This is a genomic window from uncultured Psychroserpens sp., assembly GCF_947492715.1.
Lineage (GTDB): Bacteria > Bacteroidota > Bacteroidia > Flavobacteriales > Flavobacteriaceae > Psychroserpens.
In genome coordinates this window covers 169,709-187,608 of record NZ_CANLNS010000001.1, presented here as the reverse complement: position 1 = coordinate 187,608, position 17,900 = coordinate 169,709, and the positions used below count along the sequence as shown (strand labels likewise).

General features: G+C 33.9%; 19 protein-coding genes. 2 read left to right on the top strand and 17 right to left on the bottom strand.

What is annotated here, in order from left to right:
• Positions 1 to 5: 5 nt before the first annotated feature.
• From Q0787_RS00895 to Q0787_RS00870, 6 genes are all read right to left on the bottom strand, one after another.
• Positions 6 to 830, bottom strand: coding sequence for a thymidylate synthase (locus tag Q0787_RS00895; protein ID WP_298900306.1), 825 nt, complete (start codon positions 828 to 830; stop codon positions 6 to 8).
• A 152-nt stretch (positions 831 to 982) separates the two neighbouring features.
• The gene (locus Q0787_RS00890; protein ID WP_298900305.1) at positions 983 to 2,728 is read right to left on the bottom strand and encodes a nucleoside transporter C-terminal domain-containing protein; all 1,746 of its coding nucleotides are present in this window, start codon (positions 2,726 to 2,728) and stop codon (positions 983 to 985) included.
• A 10-nt stretch (positions 2,729 to 2,738) separates the two neighbouring features.
• On the bottom strand, positions 2,739 to 3,347 hold the full coding sequence (locus Q0787_RS00885; RefSeq protein WP_298900304.1) for a bifunctional nuclease family protein: 609 nt from the start codon (positions 3,345 to 3,347) through the stop codon (positions 2,739 to 2,741).
• A 115-nt stretch (positions 3,348 to 3,462) separates the two neighbouring features.
• Positions 3,463 to 4,425: an electron transfer flavoprotein subunit alpha/FixB family protein gene (locus tag Q0787_RS00880; RefSeq protein ID WP_298900303.1), complete on the bottom strand. Its 963-nt coding sequence runs from the start codon at positions 4,423 to 4,425 to the stop codon at positions 3,463 to 3,465.
• A gap of 21 nt (positions 4,426 to 4,446) precedes the next feature.
• Positions 4,447 to 5,193 (bottom strand): electron transfer flavoprotein subunit beta/FixA family protein, encoded by a 747-nt coding sequence (locus tag Q0787_RS00875; RefSeq protein ID WP_298900302.1) that lies wholly within the window; start codon positions 5,191 to 5,193, stop codon positions 4,447 to 4,449.
• A gap of 27 nt (positions 5,194 to 5,220) precedes the next feature.
• Complete coding sequence (locus Q0787_RS00870) at positions 5,221 to 5,955, bottom strand: hypothetical protein (RefSeq protein WP_298900301.1); 735 nt, start codon at positions 5,953 to 5,955, stop codon at positions 5,221 to 5,223.
• Positions 5,956 to 6,284: 329 nt separating this feature from the next.
• Between Q0787_RS00870 and Q0787_RS00865 the strand changes: the two genes are divergently transcribed.
• A complete protein-coding gene (locus Q0787_RS00865; RefSeq protein WP_298900300.1) occupies positions 6,285 to 7,262 on the top strand; it encodes a pyruvate dehydrogenase complex E1 component subunit beta in 978 nt (325 codons plus the stop codon).
• 155 nt (positions 7,263 to 7,417) lie between these two features.
• The gene (locus Q0787_RS00860) at positions 7,418 to 9,928 is read left to right on the top strand and encodes a DUF5686 and carboxypeptidase-like regulatory domain-containing protein (RefSeq protein ID WP_298900299.1); all 2,511 of its coding nucleotides are present in this window, start codon (positions 7,418 to 7,420) and stop codon (positions 9,926 to 9,928) included.
• Positions 9,929 to 9,931: 3 nt separating this feature from the next.
• Here Q0787_RS00860 and Q0787_RS00855 read toward each other — a convergent pair whose 3' ends face one another.
• The 11 genes from Q0787_RS00855 to Q0787_RS00805 form a co-directional block, all read right to left on the bottom strand.
• Complete coding sequence (locus Q0787_RS00855) at positions 9,932 to 10,756, bottom strand: cyclase family protein (RefSeq protein ID WP_298900298.1); 825 nt, start codon at positions 10,754 to 10,756, stop codon at positions 9,932 to 9,934.
• 98 nt (positions 10,757 to 10,854) lie between these two features.
• A complete protein-coding gene (locus tag Q0787_RS00850; RefSeq protein WP_298900297.1) occupies positions 10,855 to 11,298 on the bottom strand; it encodes a DoxX family protein in 444 nt (147 codons plus the stop codon).
• A gap of 10 nt (positions 11,299 to 11,308) precedes the next feature.
• The gene (locus Q0787_RS00845; RefSeq protein ID WP_298900296.1) at positions 11,309 to 11,761 is read right to left on the bottom strand and encodes a carboxymuconolactone decarboxylase family protein; all 453 of its coding nucleotides are present in this window, start codon (positions 11,759 to 11,761) and stop codon (positions 11,309 to 11,311) included.
• A 77-nt stretch (positions 11,762 to 11,838) separates the two neighbouring features.
• The gene (locus tag Q0787_RS00840; protein WP_298900295.1) at positions 11,839 to 12,411 is read right to left on the bottom strand and encodes a Crp/Fnr family transcriptional regulator; all 573 of its coding nucleotides are present in this window, start codon (positions 12,409 to 12,411) and stop codon (positions 11,839 to 11,841) included.
• A 15-nt stretch (positions 12,412 to 12,426) separates the two neighbouring features.
• Entirely contained in the window at positions 12,427 to 13,215 is a 789-nt protein-coding gene (locus Q0787_RS00835) for a GNAT family N-acetyltransferase (protein WP_298900294.1), read from the bottom strand.
• Positions 13,215 to 13,754, bottom strand: a complete 540-nt coding sequence (locus Q0787_RS00830; protein WP_298900293.1) for a TetR/AcrR family transcriptional regulator — start codon at positions 13,752 to 13,754, stop codon at positions 13,215 to 13,217. Before Q0787_RS00830 ends, Q0787_RS00835 begins: the two co-directional genes overlap by 1 nt.
• 355 nt (positions 13,755 to 14,109) lie before the next feature.
• On the bottom strand, positions 14,110 to 14,445 hold the full coding sequence (locus Q0787_RS00825; protein ID WP_298900292.1) for a hypothetical protein: 336 nt from the start codon (positions 14,443 to 14,445) through the stop codon (positions 14,110 to 14,112).
• On the bottom strand, positions 14,442 to 15,290 hold the full coding sequence (locus tag Q0787_RS00820; protein WP_298900291.1) for an FkbM family methyltransferase: 849 nt from the start codon (positions 15,288 to 15,290) through the stop codon (positions 14,442 to 14,444). The genes Q0787_RS00825 and Q0787_RS00820 overlap by 4 nt, the downstream gene beginning before the upstream one ends.
• Positions 15,291 to 15,408: 118 nt before the next feature.
• On the bottom strand, positions 15,409 to 16,671 hold the full coding sequence (locus tag Q0787_RS00815) for a T9SS type A sorting domain-containing protein (protein WP_298900290.1): 1,263 nt from the start codon (positions 16,669 to 16,671) through the stop codon (positions 15,409 to 15,411).
• A 93-nt stretch (positions 16,672 to 16,764) separates the two neighbouring features.
• On the bottom strand, positions 16,765 to 17,403 hold the full coding sequence (locus Q0787_RS00810) for a hypothetical protein (protein ID WP_298900289.1): 639 nt from the start codon (positions 17,401 to 17,403) through the stop codon (positions 16,765 to 16,767).
• Between the two features lie 274 nt (positions 17,404 to 17,677).
• Complete coding sequence (locus Q0787_RS00805) at positions 17,678 to 17,896, bottom strand: hypothetical protein (protein WP_298900288.1); 219 nt, start codon at positions 17,894 to 17,896, stop codon at positions 17,678 to 17,680.
• Positions 17,897 to 17,900 lie beyond the last annotated feature (4 nt).

Genomic DNA, 17,900 nt, shown 5'->3' with positions numbered 1-17,900 from the left:
TTGTTTTAAACCGCTACAGCACCTTTAATGTGTGGATGCGGATTGTAATTCTCTAAAGTGAAATCTTCAAATTTGAAATCGAAAATATCATTAATTTCAGGGTTAAGACGCATTTGAGGCAAAGGTCTTGCATCTCTAGATAATTGCAGTTCTAATTGCTCATAATGATTGCTGTAAATGTGGGCATCACCAAAAGTGTGTATGAATTCACCAGCCTCATAACCACATACTTGAGCCATCATCATTGTAAATAAAGCATAAGAAGCAATATTGAAAGGCACACCTAAAAAGATATCTGCGCTACGTTGATAAAGTTGACAAGATAATTTTCCGTCAGCAACATAAAACTGAAAAAAGGCATGGCATGGCGGTAAAGCGGCTTTACCATTGGCAACATTGTCGCTAAATGATTGCGAAGTGTCTGGAAGTACCGATGGATTCCAAGCGGAAACCATCATACGACGACTGTTAGGGTTATGTTTTAAGGCATGAATAACGTCTTTAATTTGATCTATCTCATCGTTATTCCAGTTACGCCATTGGTGACCATATACAGGTCCTAAATCACCATTTTCGTCTGCCCATTCATTCCAAATACGAACACCATTTTCGGTAAGATATTTAATATTAGTATCACCCTTTAAGAACCATAGTAATTCATAAATGATAGATTTTAGGTGTAGTTTTTTTGTGGTAACCATTGGGAAACCTTCACTTAAGTTAAATCGCATTTGGTATCCAAAAACACTTTTGGTTCCTGTTCCTGTACGATCTCCTTTTTCGTTTCCGTGTTCTAAAACGTGTTTGACTAAGTCGTGGTATTGTTTCATATTCCTATTCTGCAAAGGCAGAAATCTCTTTTAAATTCTACGTCATTTTTCAGCAAATAAAAATAAAAATAAGGGTTGAATCTCAATGGCTTCAACCCTTTATAATATTAAAAGTTATTAACTATCCTTAGAATGCTGGTTTGGATATAGAACTAACCTATAATCATTCCTGCAATAGTTGCAGAAATTAATGAGGCTAATGTTCCTCCAATAAGGGCTTTCATACCAAATTTAGACAATTGCTTTCTTTGGCCAGGTGCTAAAGAACCAATACCTCCAATTTGAATTCCAATAGAAGCAAAGTTGGCAAATCCACATAACATATAAGTTGCCATAATTATTGACTTTTGATATTTTAAGTGTGTGGCACTAGCTGCATCTTTTAAATCGGCCAATTGGATATACCCAATAAACTCACTCGCAGCTAATTTAATACCTAATAATTGACCCATCAATGCCATATCTTCTTTGGCAACACCAATAAGCCACATTAATGGAGCAAAGATATAGCCTAGAATAAATTCAAGGGATAAACTATTGTATCCTGTGTTATTTACAATCCAGTCATTGAGTCCTGTAAAGTAACCTATTTTATCAAAGCCGTAATTTATCATAGCAATAAATGCTACAAAAACTAATAACATCGCACCAACATTAACGGCAAGTTTTAAGCCCTCGGTTGTTCCATTTGCGATAGCTTCTAAAATATTAGAACCTATTTTTTCTTGAGAGACGTGAACATCTGTATCAATTTTTTCTGTTTGAGGGAATAAGATTTTAGAAATTACAATAGCTCCAGGCGCTGCCATAACAGAAGCGGCTAACAAATGCTTTGCATAAAATAACCTTAATGCAGGATCGTCGCCACCTAAGAATCCAATATATGCTGCAAGAACGGCGCCTGCTACAGTAGCCATACCTCCAATCATAACCAAGAGGATCTCAGATTTATTCATCTTTTCAAGGTAGGCCTTGATTAAAAGTGGGGCTTCGGTTTGACCTAGAAATATATTTCCAGCTACACTTAAACTTTCTGCGCCTGAAATCTTCAATACTTTTGATAGTAACCAGCCTAGCCCTTTTACTAATTTTTGAATAAGACCTAAATAAAATAAAACCGAAGTTAAAGCCGAAAAGAAAATAATTGTCGGTAATACTTGAAAAGCAAAGATAAATCCAAAGGTGTCCATATCAACTACTAAACCTTCGAATAAGAACTTACTACCAGCTCGAGTGAACTCTAATACTTGAACAAAAAGTCCACCAATAAACTCAAAAATAGCTTTCACAAACCCTACTTTTAAAACTCCTACGGCAATAATGAGTTGAAATGCTAATCCTAGTCCAACGGTTTTCCAATTGATAGCCTTACGATTACTACTAAATAAAAATGCAATAAAAACGAGTGTTATCATCCCTAAGGCACCACGCCATAAACTATTCATGGAAAACCCTTGACTCGGGATAATATCGGTGGTATTAGCCGTAGTTAAAGGTGTTGTTTCTGATGTGCTACTATCGGCTGAAGCAACAATGTCGTCAGTTTTAACAGCTTTAAATTTATAGATAGTTTCCTTTTCTGAAAATACTAAAGTAGAATCGGTAAGTTCAGAAATCTTATATCTTCTTATGGTGTCGGTTGGCTTAGAATAGTAAAAAACCAATAGGTTGTTTTGGTATAAATAATCGCCTTCAGCTTCTAAATTATCTTTTGCATTTAAAGTGTAATTAAATTCACCTGCCTTTAAATTTAAAATATCTGCCGAAGTGATATTATATAAAGAAGAGCCATCTTCAGATTGAATCGCGTCGAATTCCCATTTTTTTTCTAAGTCTTGACTAAAGCCTGTTGTAATTCCAAAAAAAATAGCTGCAACAGCTAGTAAAAAATGTCTCATGTGAAAGGGATTAACGTTTGGAAATTTCATCTCGAATTTTAGCGGCTTTTTCATAATCTTCGTTATTAACTGCTTCATCGAGGAGTGTATGTAATTCTTGAAGCGACTTATCCATATAATTATCTTGTATGCTTGCTTCAATTTCTTCGACCACCATATCATCAACCAAAATAGAATCTTGATCTTCGGTTTCTTTTTTAGGGTTGACCTTTAGGTAAATTCCGGCTTTATCTAAAATGTTTTTGTATGTAAATATTGGTGCCTTAAATCGTAAAGCCAATGCAATAGCGTCACTTGTTCTGGCATCAATAATTTCTTCAATCTTATCGCGTTCACAAATTAAGCTAGAGTAAAAGACACCGTCAACCAATTTATGGATGATAACTTGTTTAACTACAATGTCAAAGCGGTCTGCAAAATTTTTAAATAAGTCATGAGTTAACGGTCTAGGAGGTCTTATTTCTTTTTCTAGGGCAATGGCTATTGATTGTGCTTCAAAAGCGCCAATGACTATAGGTAATTTACGATCACCATCAACTTCATTAAGAATTAAAGCATACGCACCATTTTGGGTTTGGCTGTATGAAATTCCTTTTATGTTTAATCTCACTAAACTCATAATTTCTAAAACACAAAGAACCGTTTTAATTAGGACTTTACAAACTGCAAAATGCAGATTTATATATAAAGAACCAAATCAAAACAGCCCTTTTCCAACTACAATTTAAAAAAAATTATGCGTTTTGGGCTTTAAAAGCTTTTAATTTTTCAATGAGTGTTGGTACAACTTCAAAGGCGTCACCTACAACCCCGTAATCTGCAGCTTTAAAGAAAGGTGCTTCTGGATCTGTATTGATAACTACTTTTACTTTAGATGAGTTTATACCAGCTAAATGCTGAATAGCTCCTGAGATACCAATAGCAATGTATAAGTTAGATGCCACAGGTTTTCCTGTTTGACCAACGTGTTCACTATGAGGTCTCCATCCTAAATCTGATACAGGCTTCGAACAGGCTGTTGCAGCTCCTAATACTTCTGCTAATTCTTCAACCATTCCCCAATTTTCAGGACCTTTCAATCCACGACCACCAGACACAACAATTTCTGCATCTGCAATTGTTACTTTATCGGTTGCCTTATCTACAGATTGTACTGTAACTCCAGACGTTGGTATAGAAGGAGAAAAATCTTCCGAAGTTGCATTTCCGCTAGTTTCAACTAGGCCGAATGCATTTTTAGAAACACCAACAACTTTCACATCGGTATCAATAGATGTTAGGTTGAATGCTTTGTTTGTAAATGCTGTGCGTTTTACTGTAAAAGGTGCTGTGTTTGATGGTGTTTCAACCACGTTTGAGGCATAACCTGCTTCCAAACTAACAGCCACTAAAGGTGCTAAATATTTACTATCTGCACTCGAACTTAACACAACAACTTTAGATCCTTCTTGTTTAGCAGCTTGCTCAAGAGCAGCAGCATAGGCATTAGCATTGAATTTGTCTAAATCACTGTTGTTAATCGTTAGTACTTTGTCTACACCATAAGCTCCTAATTCTGAAGCGTCTCCAGCGTTAACCGCTACTGCCGTTACAGTAGTGCCTAGTTGGTCTGCAACTGCTTTGGCATAAGAAGCAACTTCAAAAGCTACTTTTTTAAATTTTCCTTGTTCTGATTCTGTATATACTAAAACTGACATGTTTTTTTCTTTTAAGGTTGATTAAATGACTTTCGCTTCATTGTGAAGTAAGCTCACTAATTGATCGATATTATCTGCATCTACTAAAGTTACTGCACCTTTAGGAGCAGGCTTTTCAAATTGAACCGAATTCGTCTCAGAAGAGGCGTTTGTTGGTTCTACAACAGATAACGGTTTTTGACGAGCCATCATAATTCCTCTCATATTTGGAATTCGAAGATCACTTTCTTCAACCAATCCTTTTTGACCTCCAATAACCAATGGTAAACTTGTGGTTACCGTTTCTTTTCCTCCATCTATCTCTCTCACAGCAGTAGCATTAGAGCCATCAACGTCTAAGCTAATACAGTTGGTTACATAGTTGGCTTTAGTTAAAGCAGCCAACATTCCTGGAACCATTCCTCCGTTATAATCAATAGATTCACGTCCAGCAATAACAAGATCATAAGCACCTTCATTAACTACACTGGCTAACTCCTTTGCCACCTGAAAACCGTCCTTAGCTGCAGTGTTTACACGTATAGCCGCATCTGCTCCAATAGCTAATGCCTTACGAAGCGTTGGTTCTGTTTCAGGGCCACCAACATTAACAACAGTAACGTTAGCACCTTGCTTTTCTTTAAACCACATAGCACGCGTTAATCCAAACTCGTCATTTGGATTAATCACAAATTGAACACCAGTAGTGTCGAATTTTGTGTCTCCTTCGGTGAAGTTAATCTTTGAAGTCGTATCAGGAACGTGACTAATACATACTAATATTTTCATATCGAATTATTTATTTTGAGTGTATATTTATTTTAATTTTTTTGCTTTTTTAATAATCTTAGGAAGACGTTTGTTTAAGTCCTTCATAAGTCGTTCAAGTGCGCTTTCACACATTGGTAATATTTTTTTTGTGCTCATTACAGGAATTCCTTTAACCATTACAGACGTTTTTTTCGAATTAGCACCTTCGTTGATTACGAAAAGTTTTTTTCCTGATTTGTCATACATTGTAATTCTTGCATTAGCTCTCATTTTTACCGTTGCAGTTCCGCCAATTCCAAAACCTTTAGTAAGGTCAAAATGTATTTCAACGAACATAACACCATTGGCTTTATCGCTAAACATCTTTGCCGTTGCTACCTCATTGTCTTTACCAGCAAAACCATCATAGATGTATTTATAACCAGGATAAACAACATAACGCTTGAGTTCTTCAGCGTCTTTTTCATATTTTGGTTTGAAATCTATATAGGCCTGATTTTTCGTAACCTGGTCTTCTGGAAGTAATTCAAAAGGAAACTTCTTTGCGTAGGTGTCAAAAAACTCTGTATGAAACTGTTCTAAAATTGGTGTTAAATCAAAATCTGGATTATCTCTTAATTTTAATACACTTGCTAAAAGTTCTTCACCTCCTGCATCGAGTTCACTAAAACCGATAATTTTATCTGTATAAAAGCTTACTACAGCTACTTTTTTGTCTTGAGCGAATCCTTTGAATGCTATACATAAAGTCACACAAAGTACTATTAAAATTTTTTTCATATTGAAGTTTGTTTTTGATGTTAATTTTTAGAGGTTACGAAGATAATTATAATAATTTGAATTTTACTATGCGTGCATAATAAAATTCATGAAAAATTTGATTATAAGAAGTTTGATTGTCAAATTATCAGAAATTAGCTTGAAAAGTACTAATAATTCAATTTTTTGGGAATCAAATGTATTGGAGTTTGATGAATTTTAATTGTAAAACGTTGAAATTGTGTAAAAATGAGAACTTACAGGAGATTGTTTCTAGTTTTCGGCCTCATTTTTATATTATTTTATTAGCAATAATTATTACTTTTGCTATTCGTTTAAAAAACTGATAGATGAAGACAATTCAATTTAGAGAAGCGATTGCCGAAGCCATGAGCGAAGAGATGCGTAGAGATGAGAGCATTTATTTAATGGGTGAGGAGGTTGCAGAATATAATGGAGCGTATAAAGCTTCAAAAGGAATGTTAGATGAATTTGGACCTAAACGTGTGATTGATACGCCAATTGCTGAGCTGGGTTTTGCAGGTATTGCCATAGGGTCTACAATGACTGGGAATCGTCCCATTGTAGAATATATGACATTCAACTTCTCTTTAGTTGGTATTGATCAAATTATAAATAATGCGGCAAAAATAAGACAAATGTCAGGTGGGCAGTTTAAATGCCCAATTGTATTTCGTGGGCCAACAGCATCGGCTGGACAGCTAGCAGCCACGCACTCTCAAGCATTTGAGAGTTGGTTTGCAAATACACCTGGTTTAAAAGTTATTGTACCTTCAAATCCTTATGATGCAAAAGGTTTACTAAAATCTGCTATTCGTGATGATGACCCTGTGATTTTTATGGAAAGCGAACAGATGTATGGTGATAAAGGTGAAGTACCTGAAGGCGAATATACAATCCCATTAGGTGTTGCCGAAATTAAACGAGAAGGTACAGATGTCACTATAGTATCTTTTGGTAAAATTATTAAAGAAGCCTATAAAGCGGCAGATGAATTAGAAAAAGATGGCATTTCTTGTGAGATTATCGACTTACGAACAGTGCGCCCAATGGATAGAAAAGCCATTTTAGAATCGGTTAAGAAAACAAATCGATTGGTTGTACTTGAAGAAGCATGGCCTTTTGGAAATGTTGCCACAGAAATCACATATCTAGTGCAATCTGAAGCATTTGATTATTTAGATGCTCCAGTTGTAAAAATAAACACTGCTGATACACCAGCACCATACTCTCCTGTATTACTTGCAGAATGGTTGCCTAATAGCGAAGATGTAGTTAAAGCAGTTAAAAAAGTGATGTACAAATAAATAAATCGCAATTATTTGCGTTTTAAAAACTTCATTAGCACGATTGTTGATGAAGTTTTTTAATTAAATGGCCAATACGGCATTTGAATTGCAATACCGGTTTCGACTAAGAAGAATAATATCTGAATACTCGTAGGTTGCAAATATTAAAATTGATGAAACAAAAGCTCCTTATTTTATTTTTATTCTTTGGAATAACTACGGCTTTCTCACAAACTAAAGTGAGTGGTTATGTGTACGACGAAAATAACGAACCTATTGCCTTTGCAAATGTATTATTTAAAGGCTCTACCGAAGGTACCATTACTAATGAAGATGGTAGATTTTATTTAGAGTCTGAAAACACTTGGCAAACCGTAATTGTTTCTTTTCTGGGTTATGAACTTAAAGAGTTTAATTTAGAACAGAAAGTTAACTACGACTTAAGATTTATTTTAAAAGAAGAGGCTGCCGCTCTTAATGAAGTGGTCATAGTTACTGGGAAACAGTCAAAAAAAGCATCTGAAAATCCAGCCATTAGAATTTTAAAGAAAATTTGGGAACGGAAACGACAAAATGGATTGCGACAATTTAAACAATACCAGTACGATAAATACGAGAAAGTAGAGTTTGATATCAATACAATTGATAGTGCTTTAATTAAAAGTAGATTATTTAGAGGTATGGAATTTGTCTTTGATAAAGTAGATACTTCTAGCGTAACGGGTAAAACTTACTTGCCAATGTTTATTAATGAAGCCGTAAGTAAAGTATATGGCGATAATCTACTGAAAAAAGAAAAAGAAGAACTAAAAGGTAATAAGAATTCTGGATTTAGTAATAATCAGGTGATTATTGATTTTGTAGATGATTTATATGCCGATTTCAATATTTATGACAACTATCTTAAATTTTTTGATAAGAGTTTCGTAAGTCCGTTGTCACGAACAGGAATCCAAACATATAATTATGTACTATCTGATAGTGCATTTATTGATAACAAGTGGTGTTACAACATTATTTATTATCCTAGACGTAAAAACGAACTAACCTTTAAAGGTGATTTTTGGGTAAATGATTCGACTTATGCTATTAAGGATATCAATTTACAAGCATCAAAGAGTGCAAACATTAACTGGGTTAAAGAAATTTATATAGAACAGGAATTTGAAGTCCTAAACGACACGCTGTTTTTAATTAAGCGTGATTATATGCTTTCTGATTTTGCCTTGAGTAAAAAAGAAAAATCTCGAGGTGTCTACGGAAAAAGAACGACCTTATATGATAACTATGTTTTTGATGAGGTTCAGGACGAAAAATTTTATGACGAAGAGGTTTATAATTACAATGAAGATGCCTATAATCGTGATGATGAGTTTTGGGAAAAAAACCGAATGGAATCGCTAAATAAGGACGAGAAAGGTGTTTATAAAATGCTAGATACCCTTAAAACCGTCAAAAAATTCAAGCGCCTTTACAATTTAGGAAGTATTTTGGCTTCAGGCTATATTGAGGTGCCAAGCCTTAGTCTTGATATCGGACCCGTATTTTCGGTATTTGGATATAATGAGGTTGAAGGCGTTCGTATACGTGGAGGAGGACGTACTTACTTTGGACCTAATGATTTATGGAGAGTAGAAGGGTTTTTAGCCTATGGATTTAGAGATGACAAGTTTAAATATGGAATCTCAGGAAAGTGGCTTATTGATAAGAAAAACAGATTAATCATATCTGGAGGAAATAGGAGAGATGTAGAACAAATAGGAGCAAATCTCACATCATCAACCGATGTTTTAGGACGAAGCTTAGCCTCTTCTGCCGTAGTTGGAACAAGTACTAATGATAAGTTGACTAATGTGAATTTAACAACATTAGCATTAGAGATTGAACCTAGTAAGAATTTCGTAATTAGAACGAGTGGTACCTACAGAACATTAGAGTCTGCTTCTCCTACATTTAGTCTAGATTATAACGACCCAGAATCTCCAACAGGAATTTCGTCTGAGGTAAAGCAGTTTGAAACAGCCTTATCATTATCGTATTTTCCAAATCGAAAAATGACAGGTTATGGTGTAGAGCGTAGAAATGCCAATGATGGTTTTGCAACCTTATTTGCTCAAGTGACCCGAGGTGATAAGAGTTGGTTTAATAGTGATTTCGATTATACCAAGGTTCAATTTTCATATATTCAACCATGGCAAGTTGGTGGTTTTGGACGATTGACAACCACAATCGAAGCGGGTAAAACTTTTGGTGAAGTGCCGTTAGGATTGCTTAGTGTAGTGCCAGGAAATCAGTCGTACTTTTCAATATATAATACATTTCCACAGTTAGATTTCTATGAGTTTGTTACAGATACATACACGTCACTGCATTTGGAACATAATTTTAATGGACGCATATTCTCTAGAATTCCATTCTTAAAAAAATATAATTTAAGAGCTATAATTGGTCTTAGAGGTGTTTGGGGAGATTTGTCTGACGAAAACATTGCATTGAATACAACAGGAAACCCTGTTGAAACACCTTTGGTTGCTCCTAGTGAAGATATATACTATGAATACAGTTTTGGTGTGGGTAATATCTTTAAAATATTGCGAATCGATTTTAACTTTAGAGGAAACTACCTAACCAACCCAGATGCCCGATCTTTTGGTGTGACTGGAAGTTTTGGATTTAGCTTTTAGAGATTATACCTTATTAATAAGCGCTATAATTCTTAAAGGTGCGCCACTACCACCTTCAATTTTCATAGGTAAAGCAATAATTTCAAACCCATTAGATGGCAGCATACTTAAGTTAGTGAGATTTTCGAAAGCTGGAATATTTTTTTCAAGTAAGATCACATGACTTTTAAAATATTCAGACTGACCATAATCTATACTAGGTGTGTCTATTCCAATGGAATTGATCTGCCTATTTTCAACTAACCATGTTGCGGCTTCAGGAGAAAGCCCAGGAAAGTGTAAGAGCTTCACCGCATGATCTCCGCGTTCGTCTGTACCTAAATATTTTGCTTTGTTCGGGTAATATTTTGAGAAACCTGTTTCGATTAATACAATACTACCATCTGGTATTTTATAACCATGATTTTTCTCCCAGTTCTTGAAATCCTCAATACTTACCAAATAATCTGGATCGTCACTACTTTTTGAAGACACATCAATTTTAATAGCATTACCAACTAGTTTTTCGAGAGGAATTTGATCTACGGTTTGCGCATCTTTAGCAAAGTGAATAGGCGCATCTATGTGAGTACCACCATGTTCTGCCGTACTAAAATTATTGGCCGCATAATAATAGCCCTTATCTGTTTGACCCTTAAAAACCGTATCTAATTTAAATTCTTTGGCAGTTACCCAATACACAGTTTTGTCAGAATAACTATGAGATAAATCAATAATGGTTTTATCTGAAATTTTTGTAGGTATGGTCTGGGGCTGTTCTTTTTCAGTTTTATTAGTACAACTTGTAAGAGTTAAAAAAAAGAACAGATATAAAATTAATGTTTTCATTGTAATGGCATTTTGAAATCGTATGGCGCTATTCTTCGTGAACGACACTTCATTTATATCTAATGTAATAAATTGAAAATAAACTAGCGCAGAACCTGTTAGGTTTTTAATTCTGCGCTGGCTTTAGAGAACAGCAAATCAAGTTCAATATATTTTTCTTTGAATTGGCTTAAAGCAAATGCTCCCGCCGATGCACTTAGTACCGAAAAGTCTAAAACACCTTTTATGCCTGTTGAAAATGCCATTGACAGCGCAAAGATTAGGAGTAAAAAACCGCTAAGTTTGGCGAAGAACTCAGTTTTAAATCCAATTAAAAGGAACATAGCAAAGGCTATTTCAAGGACAGTAACAATGACGCCAATTAGTGGTATGACATGATGAGGCAACCACGGATTTATGAGTTGGGTATAGTCTAAAAAATTAGACCAATTTTGCCAGACCGAAATGTTTTCAGGCCAAAGACCGAAGCGATCTGCTACTGCCGATAAGAAACTAAGCGATAGCGCTAATCTTAAAAAGAGTTTAATGATTTTAAGCTTCATAGATATATTATTATTCGTTTGCCTTATAGTTTCCTGGAGTAAACTCAAAAGTTTTCATTAATCGATTCCAAGTATTGCTTTGTGAAATTGCTAAAGTGATATAACAAATTTCTTCTTTGGTAAAGAAACTTAATAGTTCGTTATAGATATGATCTGAAATAGGCCTACGATCTAGCTTGGTAAGTGCATCTGTAAAATGAAGAACGGCTCTTTCATTTTCGTTGAAATAGGGCGTTTCTTCCCAAACACATAAAGAGGACAATCGTAAATCGGTTTCACCCATATGTTTTAATTCTTTATGGTGCATGTCTACACAATAAGCACAACCATTTTTTTGAGAGGTTCTTAATCGGATGATTTCAATCAATTGTTTGCTTAACGAAGAGTTAAGTATGAAGTCTTCAATTGTTCTTAAGTGTTCAAACATTCCATTAGGAATATCGTTATAAGTAATTCGTGCCATTTTTGTTTGTTTTTAATTATGGCGTAAAATTATGCGATCGTTTGAACCTAAAAATTAAGATATCTTAAGAAAGACTTTTAAATGCGTTGTCTTCGCAATTCGCTAAGGTATTCTGGAGTGATTTCTAAATATGAAGCAATCATATATTGAGGTACACGTTGGGCAAAACCTGGCAGTTTTTCGACAAAAAAAGAATAACGTTCCTTACTTTTCATTTGGAGATATATATCACTTTTTCTAAGGTTTGCAATTAACATATTCTCCGTAATAAGCCTAAACATGCGTTCTAATTTTGGATAAGTTTTATAAAGCGTTTCCAAGTTGCTTTTAGATAAACATAATACTGTTGTGTCCTCAATGGCTTGGAGATATTGTGTTGAAGGAATTTGTTGAATAAAACTTTCCATGTGTGTAATCCACCAATTGTCTATGGCAAATTGTGTAATTTTCTCATGACCTTTGGCATCTAAATAAAACAACCTAACAACGCCTTTGACTATAAAAAAATTATAACGACAAATACTATTTTCTGTTAAGAGAAATTCCTTTTTGCGAAACGTTTTTTCTTCTAGCTTAGAATAAATAGCATCTATTTCAGAATCTTCAAATGTTACATATCGGTTAAAATAGGTTTTGATTTGTTCTTTCATTATACGAAATAAGTTTTATGATACAAATCTAAGGTCAAATATGCTATGACTGAAATGGAATCCAGCTTTTTCAATTGCTTTTTTAGATCCTATGTTATCAATTGTTGTTGAGCAAATTGGTTTACGATGTTTGGTTAGTGCTTTTTTGGCGAGTACATGTAAAGTTTGTGAAGCATAACCTTGTCTTCGGAAAGTTGAATGTATCGCTACACCAACATCAGCATATCTAGGTTGGGAGTCGCTTAATCTACATTCTCCTGTTCCAACAAAATCTGAACCATTTTTAACTATAAATAATTCTTGACGTTTTACAAGATTTTCGGTATATCCAAAAGTGTCCTCAAAACCTACTTGAGTTTTATAAAATGATTGTATCATCTCAACATCTTCGTTGGTTGCAACAGTTAATTCAACAGATGTATTTTGCTCAGGTGTGTCGTTTTCAAATTGAAAACAATAGGTGTTATTTTTAACAGATGAAGCATGTATTAAACAGGTATTAAAACCTACAGGTTCAATAGAGCTAAGCTTTGCCGACACAATAAGTTTTAAATCAATAAGCGAGGTTATGGCGTCCTGCATACGAGTTAAATGTGGTTTTTTAATATAGATTTGAGTGAGGCTTTTGTCATTGTCAATACAACAATAACCTATGGTTTTAGTATTAACCTGAATCAAGTAACTTGTGGATGACCCAATATAAAGAGATTCCCACATGCTGTCTAAAGCGGTTGTGAAGGTGTCGTAAAGTTCTTGTCTCAATGGTTGTATTATATTGAAATCGTTGGTTTTTATAAAGTTCATTATTTAGTGTATTTAGCTATAAGTTGTTGTTGTATTTCTTGTAGGGGATAATCTTCAAAAATGGTTAGATAGTTTAATGCGATTCCGTCTAATTCAGCAATAAACATATAACTTCTAATAGTGGCATTTTCTGGGTCTATCAAACCATATATGTGTTTAACATGATTTAAAATATAAGATGATCTTTGACCTATTAGATCATTTAGAAGTCTTCTTGTTTTAGGTTGAAGAATTAAATGAAGGTTTAGTTGGAACAATGTTTTGTCAACCTCTAACTGAACGAACAATGAGTTAATAATGTTCCGTAATTGCTGATAGGGATCTTCGTTAATGTTATCAATGGAGGATATGTCTGCTACTTTTTTGGTGGTTTCTTCAAAAATGGCACGTAGAAGTCCGTCTTTTGATTTAAAATGATGAAATACCAATCCTTTAGAAACTTTAGCAGTATCGCAGATTAAAGAAACAGGAGTGTTTTCAAAACCGCGCTCTACAAATAGTTGAGTGGCTACTGTTATAAGTTGTTGCTTTTTATCCATAGATATATATAATTACTGACTGACCAATCAGTCAGTTGCAAATATATATAATTTTTAGATATAAGAAAATGTTCGTTAGTAAAAGTTTTTGTTGTCAAAATGTCGTACCAATGTTATCACGTTTTTAATAAAAGATGCTTTGTCATTGCGAATACGATCAATGATATTTTTCAGTAGTTAAAAAATCGTGATATTCCAGTTTTTCAATCGGTCTGATAAGGCATTAGTGACTATTCCTTCACCAGCGTCTAGAAATTCATTGTAAAAGTGGTAGCCTTTAAAAACAAGGTTTACAAATAAATCTAGTGATAGGCTAATAGGTCGTTGTTTCCAAGATCTTCATAAGTTTTTAAACTTAAAAATCTATAAATGGTGTATAATAATACGCCGCATAAGAAAATGTTAGCGTGCAATATAATAGTGTTCCAATAACTAAGAAGGTCCATCTGAAGTGCTGCAATTTTAATTTTCCTTTGAAGTAGTAATCCTCTAAAATTTCAACCAAGATTCCTGTTGAAAAAAGAATATTCGCCAAGATGCCCCATGCCAAGACACCTAGTAGGTCTGTAAATTCAAATTGAGATATACCAGTGAGCATACCTAAAATACCAGATATTCCAACAAGAAAATTAAACCATATACGTTTTGGTTCCCACCATGAAAGAATGGATTTATAGTAGTTGACTGTCATGAAATGAATTCAAATTTGCACTCGTCTTCTAAGCACTTAGGTTGTTTGGTTGCTACTAAATTCTCGCATTTTACAGATCTATAGTTGTGATCTAAAGGCTGTAATTGTTTGTTGTTAATCACTTTATAAATATGAAAGTTTAATGTGTTTAAAAGATTTATAATATCTCCTGTATTATAATTGTAGGTCGCATAATTGTTTTCAAAAGATTCGAAATAAATGAGTTTTGTTTTATTTAAAACATCAGTCGCACCTTCAAAAACATACTTTTCATAGCCTTCAACATCAATCTTTAAAACATCGATGTGATTGATGTCTTTTAATAATTCATCCAATAAGTTCACATCAACTTCAACACCTTGGTTAGAATCTAAAAGTATTTTGTTTGAGTCATCAGATTTGGCATCGCTAAAATGGAGCTTGCCTTTTTCATTTCCAACGGCAGAGTTTAGGAGTTCAATATTTTTAAATCCGTTAAGTTTAATATTGGATTTTAGGACATCAAAAGTTTTAGGGTGCGCTTCAATTCCAATTACTTTTCCTGCGTTACCCACAGCGATAGAACCTGTAAGCACCAACGTACCTATGTTGGCACCAACATCGACATATGTCGCATTAAGTTGAAGTGTTTTTCGCAGAAAGCCTTCGTCTTCTTGTCCGTAATCTTTGTTGCCAAATAAAGTTATTGCCAAATTAGATTGGGATAAATGAATTTTGTACCCACGTTGTTTTATGGTTATATACTTATTTAAACCTGTACGCAGCAATACATAAGCCCAAATAATCTTAAGCGGATTGTCACGTTCCCGAAGAATGGAAAGTACAGTTTTGATATGTCTAAGCATGCTAATTGGTTAAGAAGTTACCTTACAATTAACAATATTTATTTGACATAGAAAAGATTGAAGCTCAAAGCAACTTTATTCTAAAAGCTATAATGCTACTTTAAATGGGTAATGAATCTTACTTTTTTATAATGTACGACGTAAAAGAACTGCGATTTGCAGATACATTTAAAAGGTACATTCCCGAACTTAATTTTGAAAAATCTAAGTTTAGTGTTGAGGTGTTTTTAGACGTGTTTTTGCTAATGAGTTTTCCAGAGACATCAAAAATGAGTATATCAATAACCTCATAATTTGTATTTAAATGTATAGTCAGAAGGTCAGAAACTGGATTTGGAAAAATAATTGAATCTTTTAGTTCTAAGTCTTCTGTGCTTAAATTTGAAATGCTAAATGTCTTTGTTTTCGTATTTGATTTCCCACATTTAGTTACGGTTAATGTTACCATATAATCACCTGTTGCGGCGTACATGTGGATTGGATTAATTGCTGTTGATGTATTTCCGTCTCCAAAATCCCAAAGTAAAGAATCAAAATCATTACTTGTGTTGGTGAACGATATTTGTTCTTCATTGACAACTTCAGTATAATCTGCCATGGCTGGATTTATGGTGAAATCCCAATTAGAAATCTCATCAAAGACTATCGTCTTTGCAGCCATTTTTATGGTATTGGCATCGTTTGTTGATAAACCCGAATTCCAAGTGATTAGAGTTGGGTCTTTTTTATAAACCATAGTGTAAAAAGCGCAGGCAGCAGCATAGGAACCTGCTAATGAAGGATGTGAGCCATCATTGGTGTATAAATCAAGGCTTGGATGGTTATTACGTAAATACCGCCAAACGGCTCCTGCTGGAGATACTTCGGCATTGTTATCATTGGCCATAGTGATATAGGTGCTTCTTATAGCATCATCCATACCTTCGTAGGTACAAACCCAATCTAGGTTGCCGCAATTAGAAGCATCGCCATTTTCTCTTCCCCATGTCATATAAAACATAGGTTCTGAACATTCATAGTTCGCCCTTATAGCATTACTTAGCGACAGAGCATATGGAAATACTTCGGCCTGCATTTGAGTTTGACTCCACGATGTTTCTTGACTCTGTCCTTGTAATACAACGTAATCCCAATTGTCTGAGTTGATTTTATTGAGAGTAGTTGTATTGGAGGCATGATGTATTAAACGATAGCCACCTGGCGTATTAGAATCATAAATTAAAACATCTCCTGTACTTGTAGCCATAGTGTTTACCATAGCTGGTAAATTGTTGACTCCCGTATAGCTATTACCAAGAAAGAGTACTTTTTTTGTGGTTTGACTATGTATTGAAAAGTTAACGCAAAATATTAAAATGCAAAACTTAAATAAATACTTCATGTTGATTTGATTGTTTGGCATTCAAATGTAAGCAAAATAAGAAAACCGTTGATTGGAGTTAATGTTTTGCACAAATAGCTGCTAAAGACGTAGTTATTTTCTAGGGGCGTTTATTTTTTTTAACGTTTTATCATAAAATTCTTTATCAGTAGCTTTAAAAATTGCCACTTTTTTTAATTCTATATTAAGATTTAAGGATTCCAAAAATGAAATGATATCATCAGAGTACAAATCGACGGCTTCACTATCAAAGGTTAATGTGTTTTCACTTTTTGAGATTTTTACTGAATAGTGATCCTTCAAATTTTTAAGTTTTGCACTGTTTTCGGCAATTTTATAACCGTTATCCGAGAGCAAATATGAGTGATACTCATCAGAAGATTTTTTAATTAAAATAGATAAAGAAGTAATTGATTGACCATCATCAGTCCACATTGTTGTCTGTGCTATAAACCTGTTTTCTATTTTAGTTTCTTTTAACCGAAGATAGACTTTACCTTTAGCGTTCACTTCACAAACCCAAATTTTACTTTTGCTGAAATAACCTGCATTTTCAAAATAATAGCACGACTCAGCTTTATTTGTATCGCTATCATAACCAACCCAGTACTGAGTTGATATGTTCGCATTATCACTATTGATATCGGTTAATAATAAGCGTTCTGTAAAAACACCTGAGCAACTTGAAAATAGAATTATTAAAAAAGAATACTTGATTAATTTAAAAGACATAAGCGTTAGAGTTAAAGGTTGTAGACTGCTGAAAATAATATAGTTAATATTTTTTGCTAAAAAAAATATTTTTAAAGTTCACTTAATAAATCTCAAAACATCAGTCATTTTTAAATTCACGAACCTCTAGATAAACAATCACTACAAGAAATATCACAGTTTTCTCTTTTATGTTACATAAATATGAAGATTTAGAATTCTAACGTAAACAAAAAAGCAATCTTTTGTACCAGAACAAGGGATTGCTTAATTGCATATTAAGATTAGAGGATGTTTAATCGGGCAGTAATTTAATGTTAAAACCTCTTGTGTTTGCCAGATTTATAATGTCATTTTGTAAAGAATGTGATACTGCTTCAATTCTAAGAACGTTGTCAATGTCTTCAATGTCTATGGACCATTTTAGGATGCCCGAATGATTATTGAATGACGACCTTATGGATTTGACTTTTGTTTTGGTTTCGATGTCTGTTTGAAAAATTAATACTTCCATAATG

What these genes read in the sequence shown, in the direction of transcription:
- Q0787_RS00895 (WP_298900306.1), bottom strand. Translation starts at nt 830, where the DNA reads ATGAAACAATACCACGACTTAGTCAAACACGTTTTAGAACACGGAAAC.
- Q0787_RS00890 (WP_298900305.1), bottom strand. Translation starts at nt 2,728, where the DNA reads ATGAGACATTTTTTACTAGCTGTTGCAGCTATTTTTTTTGGAATTACA.
- Q0787_RS00885 (WP_298900304.1), bottom strand. Translation starts at nt 3,347, where the DNA reads ATGAGTTTAGTGAGATTAAACATAAAAGGAATTTCATACAGCCAAACC.
- Q0787_RS00880 (WP_298900303.1), bottom strand. Translation starts at nt 4,425, where the DNA reads ATGTCAGTTTTAGTATATACAGAATCAGAACAAGGAAAATTTAAAAAA.
- Q0787_RS00875 (WP_298900302.1), bottom strand. Translation starts at nt 5,193, where the DNA reads ATGAAAATATTAGTATGTATTAGTCACGTTCCTGATACGACTTCAAAG.
- Q0787_RS00870 (WP_298900301.1), bottom strand. Translation starts at nt 5,955, where the DNA reads ATGAAAAAAATTTTAATAGTACTTTGTGTGACTTTATGTATAGCATTC.
- Q0787_RS00865 (WP_298900300.1), top strand. Translation starts at nt 6,285, where the DNA reads ATGAAGACAATTCAATTTAGAGAAGCGATTGCCGAAGCCATGAGCGAA.
- Q0787_RS00860 (WP_298900299.1), top strand. Translation starts at nt 7,418, where the DNA reads ATGAAACAAAAGCTCCTTATTTTATTTTTATTCTTTGGAATAACTACG.
- Q0787_RS00855 (WP_298900298.1), bottom strand. Translation starts at nt 10,756, where the DNA reads ATGAAAACATTAATTTTATATCTGTTCTTTTTTTTAACTCTTACAAGT.
- Q0787_RS00850 (WP_298900297.1), bottom strand. Translation starts at nt 11,298, where the DNA reads ATGAAGCTTAAAATCATTAAACTCTTTTTAAGATTAGCGCTATCGCTT.
- Q0787_RS00845 (WP_298900296.1), bottom strand. Translation starts at nt 11,761, where the DNA reads ATGGCACGAATTACTTATAACGATATTCCTAATGGAATGTTTGAACAC.
- Q0787_RS00840 (WP_298900295.1), bottom strand. Translation starts at nt 12,411, where the DNA reads ATGAAAGAACAAATCAAAACCTATTTTAACCGATATGTAACATTTGAA.
- Q0787_RS00835 (WP_298900294.1), bottom strand. Translation starts at nt 13,215, where the DNA reads ATGAACTTTATAAAAACCAACGATTTCAATATAATACAACCATTGAGA.
- Q0787_RS00830 (WP_298900293.1), bottom strand. Translation starts at nt 13,754, where the DNA reads ATGGATAAAAAGCAACAACTTATAACAGTAGCCACTCAACTATTTGTA.
- Q0787_RS00825 (WP_298900292.1), bottom strand. Translation starts at nt 14,445, where the DNA reads ATGACAGTCAACTACTATAAATCCATTCTTTCATGGTGGGAACCAAAA.
- Q0787_RS00820 (WP_298900291.1), bottom strand. Translation starts at nt 15,290, where the DNA reads ATGCTTAGACATATCAAAACTGTACTTTCCATTCTTCGGGAACGTGAC.
- Q0787_RS00815 (WP_298900290.1), bottom strand. Translation starts at nt 16,671, where the DNA reads ATGAAGTATTTATTTAAGTTTTGCATTTTAATATTTTGCGTTAACTTT.
- Q0787_RS00810 (WP_298900289.1), bottom strand. Translation starts at nt 17,403, where the DNA reads ATGTCTTTTAAATTAATCAAGTATTCTTTTTTAATAATTCTATTTTCA.
- Q0787_RS00805 (WP_298900288.1), bottom strand. Translation starts at nt 17,896, where the DNA reads ATGGAAGTATTAATTTTTCAAACAGACATCGAAACCAAAACAAAAGTC.